The 15,860-nt window shown below is 56.2% G+C and carries 13 protein-coding genes; 6 read left to right on the top strand and 7 right to left on the bottom strand.

Translation table 11 applies throughout. The features are described from left to right. Positions 1 to 137: 137 nt before the first annotated feature. Positions 138 to 887: an SDR family oxidoreductase gene (locus tag ACQE32_RS08570; protein ID WP_426981054.1), complete on the top strand. Its 750-nt coding sequence runs from the start codon at positions 138 to 140 to the stop codon at positions 885 to 887. A gap of 108 nt (positions 888 to 995) precedes the next feature. Here ACQE32_RS08570 and bglX read toward each other — a convergent pair whose 3' ends face one another. Continuing rightward, on the bottom strand, positions 996 to 3,293 hold the full coding sequence (bglX, locus tag ACQE32_RS08575; RefSeq protein ID WP_427021636.1) for a beta-glucosidase BglX: 2,298 nt from the start codon (positions 3,291 to 3,293) through the stop codon (positions 996 to 998). Positions 3,294 to 3,581: 288 nt separating this feature from the next. Here bglX and dld point away from each other — a divergent pair, with 288 nt between their 5' ends. Beyond that, on the top strand, positions 3,582 to 5,321 hold the full coding sequence (gene dld, locus ACQE32_RS08580) for a D-lactate dehydrogenase (protein WP_426974175.1): 1,740 nt from the start codon (positions 3,582 to 3,584) through the stop codon (positions 5,319 to 5,321). Between the two features lie 48 nt (positions 5,322 to 5,369). On the opposite strand, the gene ACQE32_RS08585 is transcribed toward dld, so the two are convergent. Then, on the bottom strand, positions 5,370 to 7,811 hold the full coding sequence (locus ACQE32_RS08585) for a DUF3772 domain-containing protein (protein ID WP_426974174.1): 2,442 nt from the start codon (positions 7,809 to 7,811) through the stop codon (positions 5,370 to 5,372). A 188-nt stretch (positions 7,812 to 7,999) separates the two neighbouring features. Here ACQE32_RS08585 and ACQE32_RS08590 point away from each other — a divergent pair, with 188 nt between their 5' ends. After that, positions 8,000 to 8,542, top strand: a complete 543-nt coding sequence (locus ACQE32_RS08590; protein ID WP_427021637.1) for an N-acetyltransferase family protein — start codon at positions 8,000 to 8,002, stop codon at positions 8,540 to 8,542. A gap of 4 nt (positions 8,543 to 8,546) precedes the next feature. Here the strand turns inward: ACQE32_RS08590 and pbpG are convergent, their stop codons facing one another. Continuing rightward, positions 8,547 to 9,482, bottom strand: a complete 936-nt coding sequence (gene pbpG, locus ACQE32_RS08595) for a D-alanyl-D-alanine endopeptidase (RefSeq protein WP_426981051.1) — start codon at positions 9,480 to 9,482, stop codon at positions 8,547 to 8,549. A 253-nt stretch (positions 9,483 to 9,735) separates the two neighbouring features. Here pbpG and ACQE32_RS08600 point away from each other — a divergent pair, with 253 nt between their 5' ends. Further along, positions 9,736 to 10,116 (top strand): HigA family addiction module antitoxin, encoded by a 381-nt coding sequence (locus tag ACQE32_RS08600; RefSeq protein ID WP_426981188.1) that lies wholly within the window; start codon positions 9,736 to 9,738, stop codon positions 10,114 to 10,116. Positions 10,117 to 10,202: 86 nt separating this feature from the next. Here ACQE32_RS08600 and ACQE32_RS08605 read toward each other — a convergent pair whose 3' ends face one another. Continuing rightward, positions 10,203 to 10,790 (bottom strand): Yip1 family protein, encoded by a 588-nt coding sequence (locus ACQE32_RS08605; RefSeq protein ID WP_085067515.1) that lies wholly within the window; start codon positions 10,788 to 10,790, stop codon positions 10,203 to 10,205. 177 nt (positions 10,791 to 10,967) lie between these two features. Here ACQE32_RS08605 and ACQE32_RS08610 point away from each other — a divergent pair, with 177 nt between their 5' ends. Further along, positions 10,968 to 11,543 (top strand): DedA family protein, encoded by a 576-nt coding sequence (locus tag ACQE32_RS08610; RefSeq protein WP_426981049.1) that lies wholly within the window; start codon positions 10,968 to 10,970, stop codon positions 11,541 to 11,543. Here the strand turns inward: ACQE32_RS08610 and fetB are convergent. The 3 genes from fetB to ACQE32_RS08625 all read right to left on the bottom strand — a co-directional run bounded on the left by fetB (position 11,540) and on the right by ACQE32_RS08625 (position 13,845). After that, on the bottom strand, positions 11,540 to 12,301 hold the full coding sequence (gene fetB / locus ACQE32_RS08615; protein WP_426974170.1) for an iron efflux ABC transporter permease subunit FetB: 762 nt from the start codon (positions 12,299 to 12,301) through the stop codon (positions 11,540 to 11,542). The genes ACQE32_RS08610 and fetB overlap by 4 nt on opposite strands. Further along, entirely contained in the window at positions 12,298 to 12,951 is a 654-nt protein-coding gene (gene fetA / locus ACQE32_RS08620) for an iron efflux ABC transporter ATP-binding subunit FetA (RefSeq protein ID WP_426974169.1), read from the bottom strand. Before fetA ends, fetB begins: the two co-directional genes overlap by 4 nt. Before the next feature lie 108 nt (positions 12,952 to 13,059). Next, positions 13,060 to 13,845: an SDR family oxidoreductase gene (locus ACQE32_RS08625; protein ID WP_427021638.1), complete on the bottom strand. Its 786-nt coding sequence runs from the start codon at positions 13,843 to 13,845 to the stop codon at positions 13,060 to 13,062. 114 nt (positions 13,846 to 13,959) lie between these two features. Here ACQE32_RS08625 and ACQE32_RS08630 point away from each other — a divergent pair, with 114 nt between their 5' ends. After that, positions 13,960 to 15,774 carry a glycoside hydrolase family 15 protein gene (locus ACQE32_RS08630; protein WP_426981048.1) on the top strand — a complete coding sequence of 605 codons (1,815 nt, stop codon included), beginning with the start codon at positions 13,960 to 13,962 and terminating at the stop codon, positions 15,772 to 15,774. Positions 15,775 to 15,860: the final 86 nt, after the last annotated feature.

Genomic DNA, 15,860 nt, shown 5'->3' on the forward strand with positions numbered 1-15,860 from the left:
GCCCTGTTAGCAACACTCAACTGAAGTGACAAGACCGTTCGTCATAATATTTATCGCTATCGCCTTGCTGAGTTTGAACATTACATTAATGATGTTTATCACCGGGAATCGATAAACAGGCGAATCGCACAGAACCAATGAAAAAACACATTACTTTAATTACCGGCGGCGATCGTGGTATTGGACGCGCTACCGCACTGCTGTTAGCGCAAAAAGGCCACACGATCTGTATCGGCTATCGCAGCCAGCAGGCGCAGGCTGAAGAAGTGGTAGCGCTGATTCGGCGCGACGGGGGCAATGCCATTGCGGTTCAGGCGGATATTGCCGACGAGGAGCAGGTAGTAGCGATGTTTCAGCAGATTGACCGCGAGCTTGGCATGCTGACCGGCCTGGTGAACAACGCCGGCATTCTCAAACCGCAGGCCACTATTGAGCAACTGGACGCGCAGCGCATCGCCTCTATTTTCGCCACTAACGTCAGCGGCAGTTTTATTTGCGCGCGCGAGGCGGTAAAGCGCATGGCGCTGCGTCACGGCGGCCAGGGCGGCGCAATTGTTAACGTCTCTTCTGCCGCCTCGCGGCTCGGCGCGCCCCATGAGTATGTCGACTATGCCGCCTCAAAAGGCGCCATCGATACACTGACCAGCGGCCTGTCGCTGGAAGTGGCGGCGCAGGGCATCCGGGTAAACGCCGTGCGGCCTGGTTTTATTTATACCGGGATGCACGCCGATGGCGGCGAGCCAGGGCGTGTTGATCGGGTAAAGGAGAGTTTGCCAATGAAGCGCGGCGGCCAGCCCGAAGAGGTGGCGCAGGCGATCGCCTGGCTGCTGTCCGATGAGGCCTCATACGTCACCGGCAGTTTTCTCGATATGGCGGGCGGCAAATAGACGTAAAAAAAACCGACCCTGAAGGGTCGGTTTTAAACAGAGCCATATGCCTGCATCAGGCGTTGGTTGCCTGTAAGGCTGCAAGCACCCTACCGCTGAGATGCTGCATTACAGGTAAGTGAATTCCGCATTCTGCGTTCTCACCGAATCCAGGCCAATCATCACTTTGAACTTGCCTGGCTCCGCTACCCACTGCATCTGCTGGTTCCAGAATTTCAGCGCTTCCACATCAATCGGGAAGGTCACGGTTTGTGACTCGCCTGCTTTCAACATGATGCGCTTAAAGCCGCGCAGCTCTTTTACCGGACGGCTGATGCTGGCAACTTCATCGTTCAGATAGAGCTGCACCACCGTTGCACCGTCGCGTTTGCCGGTATTGGTTACCGTAACGCTGGCTTCAACCTTGCCATTATGCGGCATGGTCGATGAGGAGAGCTTCACCGGCGAGACGCTGAAGCGGGTATAGCTCAAACCGTAGCCAAAGGGATAGAGCGGCCCGTTAACCGCATCATAATAGTGCGAAGTATATTTGTTCGGTTTTGCTGAATTATAAGGACGGCCGGTTGGCAGGTGATTGTAATAAATCGGGATCTGCCCCACCGAACGCGGGAAGGAGACCGGCAGCTTGCCTGACGGGTTATAGTCGCCAAACAGCACGTCGGCAATAGCGTTGCCCCCTTCGGTGCCGCTAAACCAGGTCTCCAGCAGCGCATCGGCCTGCTGATCTTCACGCTCCAGCGCCAGCGCGCGTCCGTTCATCAGTACCACCACCAGCGGTTTGCCGGTGGTTTTCAGCGCCGCCAGCAGCTTTTGCTGGCTCTCAGGCAGCCTCAGGTCGGTACGGCTGGAGGCCTCATGCGCCATGCCCTGCGCCTCGCCCAGCGCCACCACCACCACATCCGCTTTTTTCGCCGTGGCCACCGCTTCGTCAATCATCTGCTGCGGCGTGCGGCTATCCACGCTGACCGCCTGCTCATAGAGGTTCAGAAAATCCTGAATCCCTTTATGATCGGTAATATTCGCGCCTTTGGCATACAGCAGCGTTGCCTTGTCGGCGGTGGCGTTTTTCATCCCCTGCAGCAGCGTTACCGACTGCTTCGCCACGCCCGCTGCCGACCAGCTGCCCATAATGTCGCGCTGGCTGTCCGCCAGCGGACCGATCAGCGCAATGGTGCCCGACTTTTTCAGCGGCAGCGTTTCCAGCCGGTTTTTCAGCAGCACCATACTTTTACGCGCCACTTCACGCGCATCTTCACGATGCAGGCGGCTTTCCGCATTGGTATCAGCCGGATCGCTGCCCTTCGGCCCTAAATGACTGTAGGGATCGTTAAACAGCCCCATGTCATATTTCACGTTCAGCACATGGCGCGCCGCATCGTCGATCTCCTGCTGCGATACCACGCCGCGCTTCACCAGCCCCGGCAGATACTGGCTGTAGTAGACATCACCCATGCTCATATCGATACCGGCTTTTAGCGCTACCCGTACCGCATCTTCAGGATCGCTGGCGACGCCATGCTTGATCAGCTCTTTAATTGCGCCATGATCGCTGATGGTAATGCCTTTGAATTTCCATTGATCGCGCAGCAGATCTTTCAGCAGCCAGCGGTTAGCGGTGGCCGGCATGCCGTTGATGGAGTTCAGCGACACCATTACCCCGCCGCTGCCGGCGTCCAGCGACGCCTTATAGGGCGGCAAATAGTCCTGGAACATGCGCTGCGGGCTCATATCCACGGTGTTGTAGTCGCGGCCACCTTCAATCGCGCCATACAGCGCGAAATGCTTAACGCTGGTCATCAGGGAATAGCGATCCGCCGGGCTTTTACCCTGCATCGCCTCAACCATGGTGCTGCCCATTTTAGAGGTCAGGAAAGTATCTTCGCCAAAGCCTTCTGAACCACGGCCCCAGCGCGGTTCACGCGTGACATCCACCATCGGTGCCCAGGTCATATTCAGGCCATCATCTGCCGCCTCCCAGGCAGAGACGCGACCAACGCGGCTGACCGCATCCAGATCCCAGGTGGCCGCCAGGCCTAACGGAATCGGGAAAATGGTGCGTTGACCATGCACCACGTCATAGGCAAAGAATAACGGGATTTTCAGGCGGCTAAGCTGCATTACCTGATCCTGCATAACGCGGATGTCGGGACGGGTAACGGTATTAAATATCGCGCCGACCTGTCCTTTCTGGATCATGTCGCGGATCGATTCTTTTGGGTTGTCCGGTCCGACGCTAATCAGCCGCAGCTGACCAATTTTTTCATCCAGCGTCATTTTCGCCAGCAGATCGGTGACAAACGCATCGCGCGCTTCTGGCGTCATAGGATGGGGACCGAAAAGATCGTCAGCGAAGGCGGGCTGCACCGCCAGAGAAACAGCGAGACTCAGGGAGTAAATCCATTTCATCAGATTGGGCTCTCAACAAGAACGCGGAACGGGTTTTGTACCCTAAATAGTTGGCGTTGCAGGAAGGCGGCCAGCGCGTAAATCCCCGGGCGCTGACGCAAATCAGTGGCCGGGATAAGCGAGCGCAGCCAACATACCTGCAGCGTGAAGTATGAAGGGTAATTAGTGCTACAGCAATAAGATAGCTACAGCGTGCAACAGCAAGAGAATAGCAGGTAGTTTTGCCGTTGAACGCTTTTGTGTCGGAGCTGCTACAGTAAATTTGACCCACATAACAGGACAATGGATATGCACCCTCATACTCAATCTGCCAGTCAAACCCTGGTTAATGAACTGCGCCGTATCGTTGGCCGTAGCCATCTGCTGACCGATCCGCGTAAAACCGAACGCTATCGTAAAGGCTTCCGCTCTGGTCAGGGCGAGGCGCTGGCGGTGGTTTTTCCCGGCTCGCTGCTGGAACTGTGGCGTGTGCTAAAGGCTGCGGTCGCGGCGGATAAAATCATTCTGATGCAGGCGGCGAATACCGGCCTGACCGAAGGCTCAACGCCCAACGGCAACGATTATGATCGCGAAATCATTATTATCAGCACCCTGCGCATGGATCGTATTCAGCTGCTGGATAAAGGCAAGCAGGTGCTGGCGTTTCCCGGCAGCACGCTGTTTCAGCTGGAGAAAATCCTTAAGCCGCTGGGACGCGAGCCGCATTCAGTGATCGGCTCCTCCTGTATTGGCGCTTCTGTTCTCGGCGGCGTGTGCAATAACTCCGGCGGCGCGCTGGTGAAACGCGGCCCGGCCTATACCGAAATGGCGCTTTACGCTCAGCTGGATGAGCAGGGACAGCTAAAGCTGGTGAATCATCTCGGCATTGAACTGGGCAGCACGCCGGAGCAGATCCTGGGGCGTCTGGATGATGAGACCTGGCGCGAGAGCGATGTGCGCCATGATGCGCGCCAGGCGTCCGATCACAACTACGTCGAGCGTGTGCGCGACGTAGAGGCAGACACACCGTCGCGCTTTAACGCCGACGCCAGCCGCCTGTATGAAGCCTCCGGCTGCGCCGGCAAGCTGGCGGTGTTCGCTGTGCGTCTGGATACCTTCGAGGCGGAGAAAAAGCAGCAGGTATTTTATATCGGCAGCAACGATACGGCGGCGCTGGAGGATATTCGTCGCCATATTTTGGCCCATTTTAAAAACCTGCCGGTGGCGGGCGAATATATGCATCGCGATATGTATGACATCGCCGAAAAGTATGGGAAAGATACCTTTATTATGATCGACCGGCTGGGCACCGATAAGATGCCGCGTTTCTTTACCCTGAAGGGACGTATCGATGCGATGCTGAGCCACATTCCGCTGTTCCGCCCCCATTTTACCGACCGCATGCTGCAAAAGCTGAGCGTGCTGTTTCCGACGCACCTGCCGAAAAAGATGAAAATCTGGCGCGACCGCTATGAGCATCATCTGATGCTGAAAATGTCCGGCGACGGCGTGGAGGAGGCGCGTCAGTTTTTAAGGGACTTTTTCCGCGAGGGCGGCGGCGACTATTTTGAATGCACCGATGAAGAGGGCTCGAAAGCCTTTCTGCATCGCTTTGCCGCAGCGGGTGCGGCGGTGCGCTATCACGCGGCGCATCATGATGAAGTCGAGGATATTCTGGCGCTGGATATTGCGCTGCGTCGTAACGATCGCGACTGGTTCGAGAAGCTGCCACCGGAGTTTGACGATAAGCTGGTGCATCGCCTCTACTATGGCCACTTTATGTGCCATGTGTTTCATCAGGATTACATCGTGAAGAAAGGCGTGGACGCGCATGCGCTGAAAGAGAGAATGCTGGAGATCCTTAACCAGCGCGGCGCGGAATATCCGGCGGAGCATAACGTCGGCCATCTTTACCAGGCGAAGCCGCAGTTGAAAGCGTTCTATCAGCAGCTCGATCCGACTAACAGCTTTAACCCCGGCATTGGTAAAACCAGCAAACTAAAACACTGGGCGGGCTGCGGCTGCGATGCGCATCACTCGGCCGATTAAACGCCCAAAGGCCGCCGTTTCCATGCGAAAAGGCGGCCCTGGCGCGGCTTAGCTTTGCTGTGGATCTTTAACGACCACCTCACCATTCTTGCGCTCAATGATCATGGTTTGCGGGCGCGATAGCACGATGCCCTCTTTACGCAGGCGCGTCAGCAGATCGAACAGCAGATCGCTTTTCACGCCGCCAATCTGCCGCTGGTTAGAGACATTTCCGGTTACGCTCAGCACAATTCCCTGCGGGGTAAGATCTTTGAAACTGACCGAGGGCTCTGGCGTATCCAGAATGCGTTCGTTTTCCTGATAGACCCCCAGTAAAATCTCCCGCACCTGCACCGGATCGATATCCAGCGGGAACGTCAGCGTAATGGTAACCACGCCCTGAGCATTACCCATGGTGGCGTTACGCACGTTCTGCGAGATCAGCTGCGAGTTCGGTACGATCACCGTAGATTTGTCGCCCAGCTGAATCTCTGTGGCGCGCACGTTGATCCGGCGAATATCGCCTTCAATCCCGCTGATGCTTACCAGGTCACCCACCTTCACCGGACGTTCAGTCAACAGGATCAGGCCGGAGATAAAGTTTTTCACAATCTCCTGCAGGCCGAAACCGATACCCACCGACAGGGCGCTGACAATCCAGGCCAGCTTGTTCCACTGCACGCCCATGGTTGAGAGCGTTAACAGAATAACCAGCACATAGCCGATATTGCTGAACAGCGTTACCAGCGAAACGCGCATGCCGATATCCATGGTGGTTTTCGGCAGAAAGTCGTTATCCAGCCAGCGACGCACCGCGCGCAGCACATAGATGCCAATAACCATGCACAGCAGCGCATTGACCAGATGTGCAGGCACGATATTCAGCGACTCCAGCCCTTTGCCGCCCCAGAACTCTACCGCCTTTTGCAGCAGTTCAATCGGCGTCGAGGTGCCGAAAGTGCCGTTCAGCACCGCCACTACCGCAAACAGCAGCAGTATGGTTTTTCCCAGCGCCGACAGCAGCGCCGCCGCCTGCGAAAGATGCCGCTCATCGATGTTCAGCGAGGTCTGCATCCGCTTGCCGGTCAGGCTATTTACCGACAGCAGCGTTTCGCAGCCATCGCTCACCAGATGGCTAAGGAAATAGTAAGCGCCGCAGACGATACCCAGCCAGACCAGCTCATAGCTGAGAAAGCGCGCCAGGGTAACGTAACCGATAATCAGCGACAGCATGATTGCCAGACCGATAAGCGTAATCGACATCTGAACCAGGCCGACTAAGGTGGATCGGGCCTCTGGCGTCTGCCCTTCCTGCACCAGACAACGACGAACGCGGCTGGAGCGGAAACTGATAGAGAGCGCGGTAGCGCCCACCAGTAGCGCCGTCATGCCGTTTGCCAGAATGGTGGTGCCGACGCTGGTGCCAACGGTGGTATTCAGCGCTTCTACCGTTTGGAAAATAAATACCAGAAGCGCGGTCAGCGGCGGGTAGGGTTTCAGCGCCTGCGCCACCTCGTTGGAAATCGCCGGCAGACGCCATGAAGGGCGACGCGTCGACAGAAACGCCCGTCCCAGCCCGGCAATCAGGCCGCAGAACAGGCTGAGCTGTACCAGACGATCAGCAAAGCTCTGGACGTCATCAGAAACTTCCTCGCGGCGGGTAAACGCCTGATCAAGAAAGTTAAACGCCAGCACCACCGCCACCAGCGTGGTAAGGGCGATCGCCGCCGCCAGGAAGCTGCGCCGCAGACGCCCTTCCGGCAACTTGTTAATACTAATCCACGCGAGGAACTCCTCTCCGTAGCGGCGGCCCAGCGTAGCGATTAGCACCGCGGCTACCAGCCACAACACGGTGCCGAGCCGCCAACCCGGCTCCCAGGCCAGCGCCACGGTGTCCGTTAGCTCATCGCGGAAGTTAGCCAGCTTATCGCCATCTCTTTGCTGCATACCAAACAGCGGTGCCCAGAAACGCGGACCAAAAATACTGCCAGAGTTCAATGCCAGCTGGGTTTTCAGATTATCGCGCCGCAGACTAACAATCTGCGCGCTGAGGTTAAGCGAGCCGCTTTTGATCGTCTCCGCTTGTTTAATCTGTTCGTCCAGCTTTTGCTTTTGATTTTCCAGCGTGCTTCGCTTGCGCGTCACCTCCGGCGTCTCTTTCACGCCGCTGTCCGCTTGTGGCACCGGGCCTAATACTGCCAGCTGCGCCATTAACTGTTGCCGTTGCGGGATCAGCGCCTGTCCCAGCGTATCGGCATTGCCCGACAGCTCCAGCGCCATTTCGTTGAGCTGGGAAAGCTGTGCATCATTGGTTTCGCCGGAAACCTGCCCTTTGATTTTATCGAGGATTTTTTGCATTTTCGGCAGTTCTGCCGACGCATTTACCTTTACTACAGTCTCTTCACCTGCCGCCGCGCTATCCTCAGCGTTTTCCGCCGCGTGAATCACAAATGACGCCATTACCAGCAGCGCCAGCAGGCTTGTGCGCATTAATCGTAACCACTTTGACATCGAAGGTCATTCCACTCTGTTTCTGTTCCACGGCCTCGCCGCGATCGCGCGCCAGTTTATGCTTTTGCCTGCCGCTTCACTATAGGAAAGCGTGAAGAAAAATCGCTCTTTTTGCATAAGAATTTGTTATGAAGGGCTACCGCGCGCCTGTGTCAAAGTAAGACTTTCATCCGGTATAAGGAGAAGTTATGTCTGAGAAGGCCGAACCCCTGCTGATTCGTGATGCATGCGCGGCTGATATCGCCGCTGTCAGCGAAATTTACGCCTGGCATGTGCTGTATGGCTGCGCCTCTTTTGAGGAGACGCCGCCCGATACGGCGGAAATGCAGGCCCGTTTTCTCAAGGTGCAGGCGCTGGAAATGCCGTATCTGGTCGCTGAACAGGCAGGCCGCCTGATTGGCTTTAGCTACGCTTCACCCTATCGCCCGCGTCCTGCTTACCGCTATAGCGTGGAAGAGTCGATCTATCTGGCACACGACGCGGCAGGACGCGGCATCGGTAGCGCCCTGCTGGCGGCGCTGATCGCGCGCTGTGAACAAGGTCCCTGGCAGCAGATGCTGGCGATTATCGGCAACGGCGAGCAGAACATCGGCTCGCTGAAGCTACATCTCAGGCTGGGATTCTGCCAGGCGGGCGTATTAAAAGGGGTGGGATATAAGCATGGTGCCTGGCGCGATACGCTGATCATGCAGCGTGCGCTCTCCTCCGCTGACCGCCCAGCGGAGGAGTAACACACTAATCGATCGCGTTATTGCTGGCGGTATTAGCGGTTTTTTGCTTTTTATACGCCAGCGCCGCCGCCGGAACCGGGGCGGATTTGCCGGTCTCCAGCCAGTCGCGTAGCCGTTTGGCATCGGCAAAATGGGTATATTTGCCAAAGGCATCCAGCACCACCAGCGCGACCGGACGCTGTTTGATCATGGTGCGCATCACCAGACAGTGCCCCGCCTGATTGGTAAAGCCGGTTTTGGTGAGCTGAATGTGCCAGTCCGGCTTATAGACCAGATGATTGGTATTACGGAAAGGCAGCGTATAGTCCGGATTGCTGAAGTGCGCCATCTCCTCATGGGTGGTGCTGAGCTGACCCAACAGCGGATAACGTTTCGTAGCGATCAGCAGCTTTGTCAGATCGCGGGCGGTGGAAACGTTATGAATCGACAGGCCGGTCGGCTCCACATAATGGGTATTGGTCATGCCCAGCGCACGCGCTTTGGCATTCATGGCGCGAATAAAGGCGTCATAGCCGCCGGGATAATGATGCGCCAGGCTGGCGGCAGCACGGTTTTCCGACGACATCAGCGCCAGCAGCAGCATATTTCTGCGACTGATTTCACTCTTCAGGCGTACGCGAGAAAACACGCCGCGCATTTCCGGCGTATGGCTGATATCAATATTCAGCATCTCATCCAGCGGCTGATGCGCATCCAGCACCACCATCGCCGTCATCACTTTGGTAATCGAGGCGATTGGCCTTACCCGATCCGGATGCGAGGCATACAGCACTTTATTAGTATTCAGATCGACAATCATCGCGCTGCCGGAGGCGATTTGCGGCTGGGAGAGCGGCGCAGGCGTGCTTAATGGCGAAGCGGCCAGCGCCTGACCCACCAGGCTCTGCGCGGAGAAAAGAAAAGCCAGGCTCAGCAACGAATAACGAAATTTTGCGGGCATCGTTTAACAACTTACCGGTTCAGGATTGCGCGCTGTGTGTAACACAGGCTGCCGTCACAAGAGTCAACAGGTGCAACGGCTGGCAGACAGAATAATACGCCGGGCGCTCAGTAAATTCCTATCAGAGATTCGTTTCCGGGCGTAAACGGGCAAGAAATTGTCTTTATGAAAAAGCGTCACCGCGCCCACGCACCTGAGCACGGTGCATGAGTGCGTTAAGATTAGCGCACAGGGATTAGAAGGATAAAAGGGAATATTAAAAAGTATTGGAAGCTTCCGTGATGCCTGGCTGGACGCCTTTTTTCAATACGCAACGCCAGCCAGCAAAATACCGCCTGATCTTCAAACTACGCTTGCACGTAAACTTGATATGATCAATGCGGCAGCCTCCTTTAACGTCCACCGCAATACGGTCAGCGCTTTAGTTAACAATCATCGCAAACTCACTACAGATATGGCGTTTCGTCTGGCAAAGGCTTTCGATACAACCGTGGATTTTTGGCTAAATATTCAGTCGGCTGTAAATATATGGGAGGTAGAAAATGATACCCATGCCCAGGAAGAACTTAACCGTATAGGTACAGTAAGTGATTTCCTGGCTCGCCGTGAAGTGGCGATTAAAGATATCGCATAAAGCTTTAAAAGCATGATTAAGCCACCCGCAGGTGGCTTTTTTAGCAAGACCAAAATATCGGCAGTGTCTGTGCGCAGGCAAGCGGCTTATCCCATACGGAAGCCGTAGCCCCACAGCAGCACCGTTAGCGCCAGCAACACCTCAAACAGCAGAATGCCGATGGCCAGCGTTGAGCCGGAAAAACGCAGGCTTTCATCGCGATCGATATTAAGCAATTGCGGAATGCCCACGTAGAGCAGATAGCCGGTCCAGGCAAGCGCGATTGCTCCTGCCAGCACGCAGAGCCAGACAACCGGATAAAGCGCGATGATGCCGCTCAGGAACAGCGGCGTAGCGACATAGCCGGCAAAAACCGTACAGCGCTGCATGCTGGGACGCTGCGGATAATCACGCGCCATCCAGTGAATGACCCGACCCATTACCGCCACGCCGCCCAGAATTAACAGATAAAACAGCACGGCAAGCATCAGTCCGGTCGACAGCGCGAGCGGAACCGAGCGCCCTCCGCCGAGATACCATCCCATCTGGGTGGTACCAATCAGGGAGCAAATCACCGGAATCGCCGCCATCAGTAAAACGTGATGGGTGTAATGGTGGGAAACGCTTTCGTTTTCCCGTTCGATATTGCGCATTTCCCGATCGGGATGCGCCAGCAGGCCCCAGACATGATTCATGATATAGCCCTCAGTACCTTGCCGCCAATCTGGCGACGGTGACTTAAGTATACGTCATCTGCCTATTTTTTCACCAATCACGGGCGCAACCTTTTCCCCGTATCGCCTTTTTTCGCAAGGCAGAGTTAACGAGGTGTACACTTACCCTGACGCTAAGGCTAAAAGGGACGGTACGTTTTGCATTTCGATATCAACCAGTTTATTCAGCAGTATGGTTATCTGGCCGTGGTTATTGGCTGTATTGCCGAAGGGGAAACGTTCGCGCTGCTGGGCGGCATCATGGCGCACGAAAAGCTGCTGCGCTATAGCGGCGTGGTGCTGGCGGTGATGCTCGGCGGCTTTCTTGGCGATCAGCTGCTTTACTATATTGGTCGTCGATTCGGTTCCCGCATACTGCGGCGCTTTAAGAAACATCAGGGCAAACTGAAGCGCGCCAATCGCCTGATCCGTCGTTATCCGGTGCTGTTTATTATTGGCGTGCGCTTTATGTACGGCTTTCGCATTATCGGACCCATTATTATCGGTGCCAGCCGCCTCAGTCCGCTGAAATTTATGATTTTTAATGCCATCGGTGCCTTTATCTGGTCACTGGTCTTTGTAACGCTCGGCTATTTTGCCGGTGAGATGATCACGCCCTGGCTGCATCGCCTCGATCATCATCTGAAGCATCTGCTGTGGTTGGCTGGTGCGGTGGTGTTTGTGCTGCTGCTGCGTCTGGCGTTTCGCCGCTGGTCGCGGCGAAACGACGATTAAAATACCAGCTGCGAGCGGGCGTTATAAAAGCGCCGATAGCCGAGCCAGGCGGCGATGATTGTTGAGATCGCCGCCGTTCCCAGCAGCATAAAGGTCACCATGATCTGATATTTAATCGCCAGCACCGGATCGATACCGGCAAAGATCAGGCCTGACATCATGCCCGGCAGGCTAACCAGCCCCACGGTTTTCGCCGCATCTACCGTTGGGCTCATCGCGGCGCGAATGCTGTCGCGTACCAGGGTTGCCGAAGCCTGTTTAACCGATGCGCCAAGACTCAGCATCTCTTCCACTTTCTGACGATTATCAGCGAAGCGTTGATTCAACTGGGCGTAGCATAATCCCACTGCCACCATCGCATTACCGGCAATCATGCCGGAAACCGGAATCACCTGCATCGGCACAAAATCAATCGCGCCGCTTGATACCAGAATGGTCAGCGTCAGGGCGGTGCCGGAAGTAATGGCGGTAAAAGAGATAACAAAGGCGTTACCGATGCGTTTACTGCGTTTGCGTGCATGCAGCGCCGCATTGATACAGATAAACAGCACCATCAGCAGCGTCAGCCAGCGGTTATTAAAATCGAACAGCGTGTGCAGGACGTAGCCCACCAGGGTGAGCTGAATGATGGCACGCGCCACGCTCCATAAAATATCTTTATGCAGTCCCAGCTTCTCTTTCTGGCTGACAAACAGGGCCACCAGCACCAGCATAAAGGCCAGCGCCAGCGAGGTATTGCTAATTTCGGGATGATTCATTGCGCTGCGTCCATGCGGGTTAAAGAGATAATGCGGGAGCCATCGTCGATCTCCTGCGGGTCGTGACTGATCCAGAGCACGCTCATCGGCTGCTGCTGCACCGTCTGGCGAATAAGCTGTTTTACCTGAGCTTTATTCTCTGTATCCAGCGCGCTGGTAACCTCATCCAGCAGCAGAACCGCCGGAGGAAACTGTAAATTGCGCAGCAGCGCCACCCGCTGCCGTTCGCCGCCGGAAAGATCGCCGATGGGCTGCTCGAGTATTTCCGGGTCTACATTCAGCTGCGCCAGGCTGGCGCGCAGCGCCTGCTTTTCAGGCCGCTGCTGACGGATTAGCCAGGGAAAAGCCAGGTTGTCATAGACGCTTTCGCCAAACAGCTGCGGCGTCTGGAAACAGTAAGAGACCTGGCGACGCCAGGTCTCCGGCTTTAGCGTGGTGCTCTCCTCGCCGCGAAGCGCGATGCTGCCGCTGCTGGGCGGCAGTAACGAAGCAAGAATTTTCAGTAATGTGGTTTTACCGCTGCCCGAAGCACCGGTGAGCCAGACGATTTCATGTTGCTGCAAAGTAAAAGAGAGAGGCGCCAGCAGCATTTTATCCGCCAGACGATAGCTGACGTCACGTACCGCCAGCAGTGGGATCTCCATAGCCATATACGCTTCCTTCTTGATTGTGCGCCAAATAATAACGCGGAAGGAGGCGGAACGGAAAAGCAAAACGGGGCAGCAGCCTGCCCCGTAAGCGCGCTAAAGCGCCGGAAATTACTGAGCGGCCTGCTGTTGCGCGGCGGCATACTGCGGATTAGCGAGCATAAAGCCGCCGTCAATAATAAAAGACTGACCAGTGGTATAGCCAGACCACTCAGAGCAGAGCCAGGCAACCATGCTGGCGATTTCGCGCGTATCGCCGGGGCGACCGGCAGGAATAGTGGGCAGGGAAACCTTGTGCGCGTCGGCATTTTCCATATCGTTCATTGGCGTGGCGATAGCGCCCGGCGCAACCGCGTTAACCAAAATTTTCTGCGGCAGCAGGCTAAGCGCCATCGCCTTGGTCAGGCCGCCCAGCGCATGTTTAGCCGCGGTATAAGAGACCGAACCCGGCAGCGGCGTATGCTCATGCACCGAGGTGATATTGATAATGCGACCGCCTTCGCCCTGTTTGACCATCTGACGCGCAGCAATCTGCCCGCAAACAAAAGCGCCGTCGACATCCACGGTAAAAACTTTGCGCCAGTCATCAAAGGCAATATCCAGAAAGTCGCCCTTAACGTTGGTACCGGCATTATTCACCAACACATCGATGCGACCCAGCTTTTCAATCAGCGACGCCAGCGCTTCCCCTCCCTGCTGCGGATCGGAAAGATCCATCTGCACCAGTTCCGCCTGGCGTCCCAGCTTACGCACCTCTTCAGCTGTCTCCTGCGCGCCCTTCTCATCCGAACGCCAGGTAATGCCGATATCGTAACCCTGCTCTGCCAGCATCACCGCACAGGCTTTCCCGATACCGGAATCCGATGCGGTGACCACTGCAACCTTGTTTGTCGGCATAGCTTTACTCCTCTGTCACGCTCAATAAACGAACAGCAAGTATAGCTGCTCTGCCCGCCGCCGCCGCCCAGCCTGGCTATAGTAATAGTTCACACAGCGCAACCGGGGAACGGCATGGCTGATATCAAACGACCTATCGGTAATCACGGCGTCATTGGCGATCTGCGTACCTGCGCACTGGTGGCGGACGATGGCACTATCGACTATTTTTGCTGGCCCAATCTGGATAGCCCTTCGATATTCACTGCCCTGCTGGACAGTGACGAGGCGGGCGTCTTTAGTCTGACGCCAGAGTGGAAAGCGAGCCGCCGCCAGCAGCTCTACCTGCCGGATACCAATATTCTGCAAACACGCTGGCTGGCTGCCGAAGGCGTAGCGGAAATTACCGATTACATGCCGATCTGCGAGCAACAGGACACCAAACCGCGCATTATTCGCCGGTTGAAGATGGTTCGCGGCGAGGGGCGTTTTTCGCTGCGCTGCGCGCCGGTGCATGACTATGCACGCGCCACACCCAAAGCGAAGCTGCGCGATAATGCCGTGTTGTTCAGCGCCGACGGCCAGCCTACGCTGCGCCTGACCGCCACCGTACCGCTCTCTCTGGATCGTCAGGCGGCAGTAGCGAGCTTTACCCTGAAAACGGGCGAGCACGCGGAATTTATTTTCGGCTGCGCGCAGGATGAGCATCTGGATAACCTGCAAACCGATATCTGCTTTAAGGAAACGCTACGTTACTGGCGCAGCTGGTGCCATCAAAGCAACTGGCGCGGACGCTGGCAGGAGATGGTGAAACGCTCGTCGCTGGCGCTGAAGCTGCTGACCTCGTGGCAGCACGGCTCGATTGCCGCCGCCGCAACCTTCGGATTGCCGGAAGAGCTGGGCGGCGAACGTAACTGGGACTATCGCGCCTCCTGGATCCGCGACGCCTCTTTTAGCGTTTATGCCCTGATGCGCCTTGGCTATGTTGATGAAGCGAAACGCTTTACGCACTGGGTAGGTCATTGCGTGGAAAACAGCCATCATGACAAAGAGCGGCTGCAGGTCATGTACCGCCTTGACAGCGCCACCGAGCTGCATGAAAGCGAGCTGCCGCATCTTTCCGGCTATGGTGATTCGCGTCCGGTACGTATCGGTAATGATGCCTGGCGGCAAACGCAGCTCGATATTTACGGCGAACTGATGGATGCGGTTTATCTCGCCAACAAGTATGGCGAGGCGATTTCTGAGCACGGCTGGCGCAACGTCTGCAGCACCATCGATTATCTGTGCGAGCACTGGCAGGAGCCGGACGCCGGAATTTGGGAAATGCGCGGCGAACCGCAACACTTTTTGCACTCGCGCCTGATGTGCTGGGTGGCGCTGGATCGTGCGCTGCGCCTTGGCATGAAACGATCGTTACCGATGCCCTATGAGCGCTGGGATCGCGTGCGCAGCGAAATTCGCCAGGAGATCTGGCAGGATTTTTGGGATCCTGAACAGGGACACTTTACCGCTACGCGCCACGGTAAATCGCTGGATGCCTCGATGTTGCTGATGCCGCTGGTGCGCTTTGTGGGCGCAACCGATCCCGACTGGCTCTCAACGCTGGATGCGATCAAGGCGAAGCTGGTGCGCGACGGTATGGTCTGGCGCTATGACCGTGAAGAGACGCCTGCCGATGCGCTAAGCGGTCGTGAGGGATCCTTTGTGGCCTGTTCATTCTGGTACGTGGAGTGTCTGGCGCGGGCCGGACGGGTTGAGGAGGCGCATTTCGAGTTTGAGAAGCTGCTGAGCTACGCCAGTCCGCTGGGCCTGTATGCCGAGGAGTTTGATTTTCATGGCTACGCATTGGGCAACTTTCCGCAGGCGCTCAGCCATCTGGCTTTGATCAGCGCCGCCTTTTTCCTGAATCGCAAACTGGATGGCGATGACCCGCAATGGCAGCCCTGAATGTAAAAAATGCCTTCAGGCCCGGCAAGATTGTGTGAAATGACATAGAGTTAAGGAAAGCTGGTGCGGTTACGAAAAATCCTGGT

This window comes from Pantoea sp. FN0302, assembly GCF_050113775.1.
In the GTDB taxonomy this organism is placed as follows: Bacteria; Pseudomonadota; Gammaproteobacteria; order Enterobacterales; family Enterobacteriaceae; genus Mixta; species Mixta alhagi.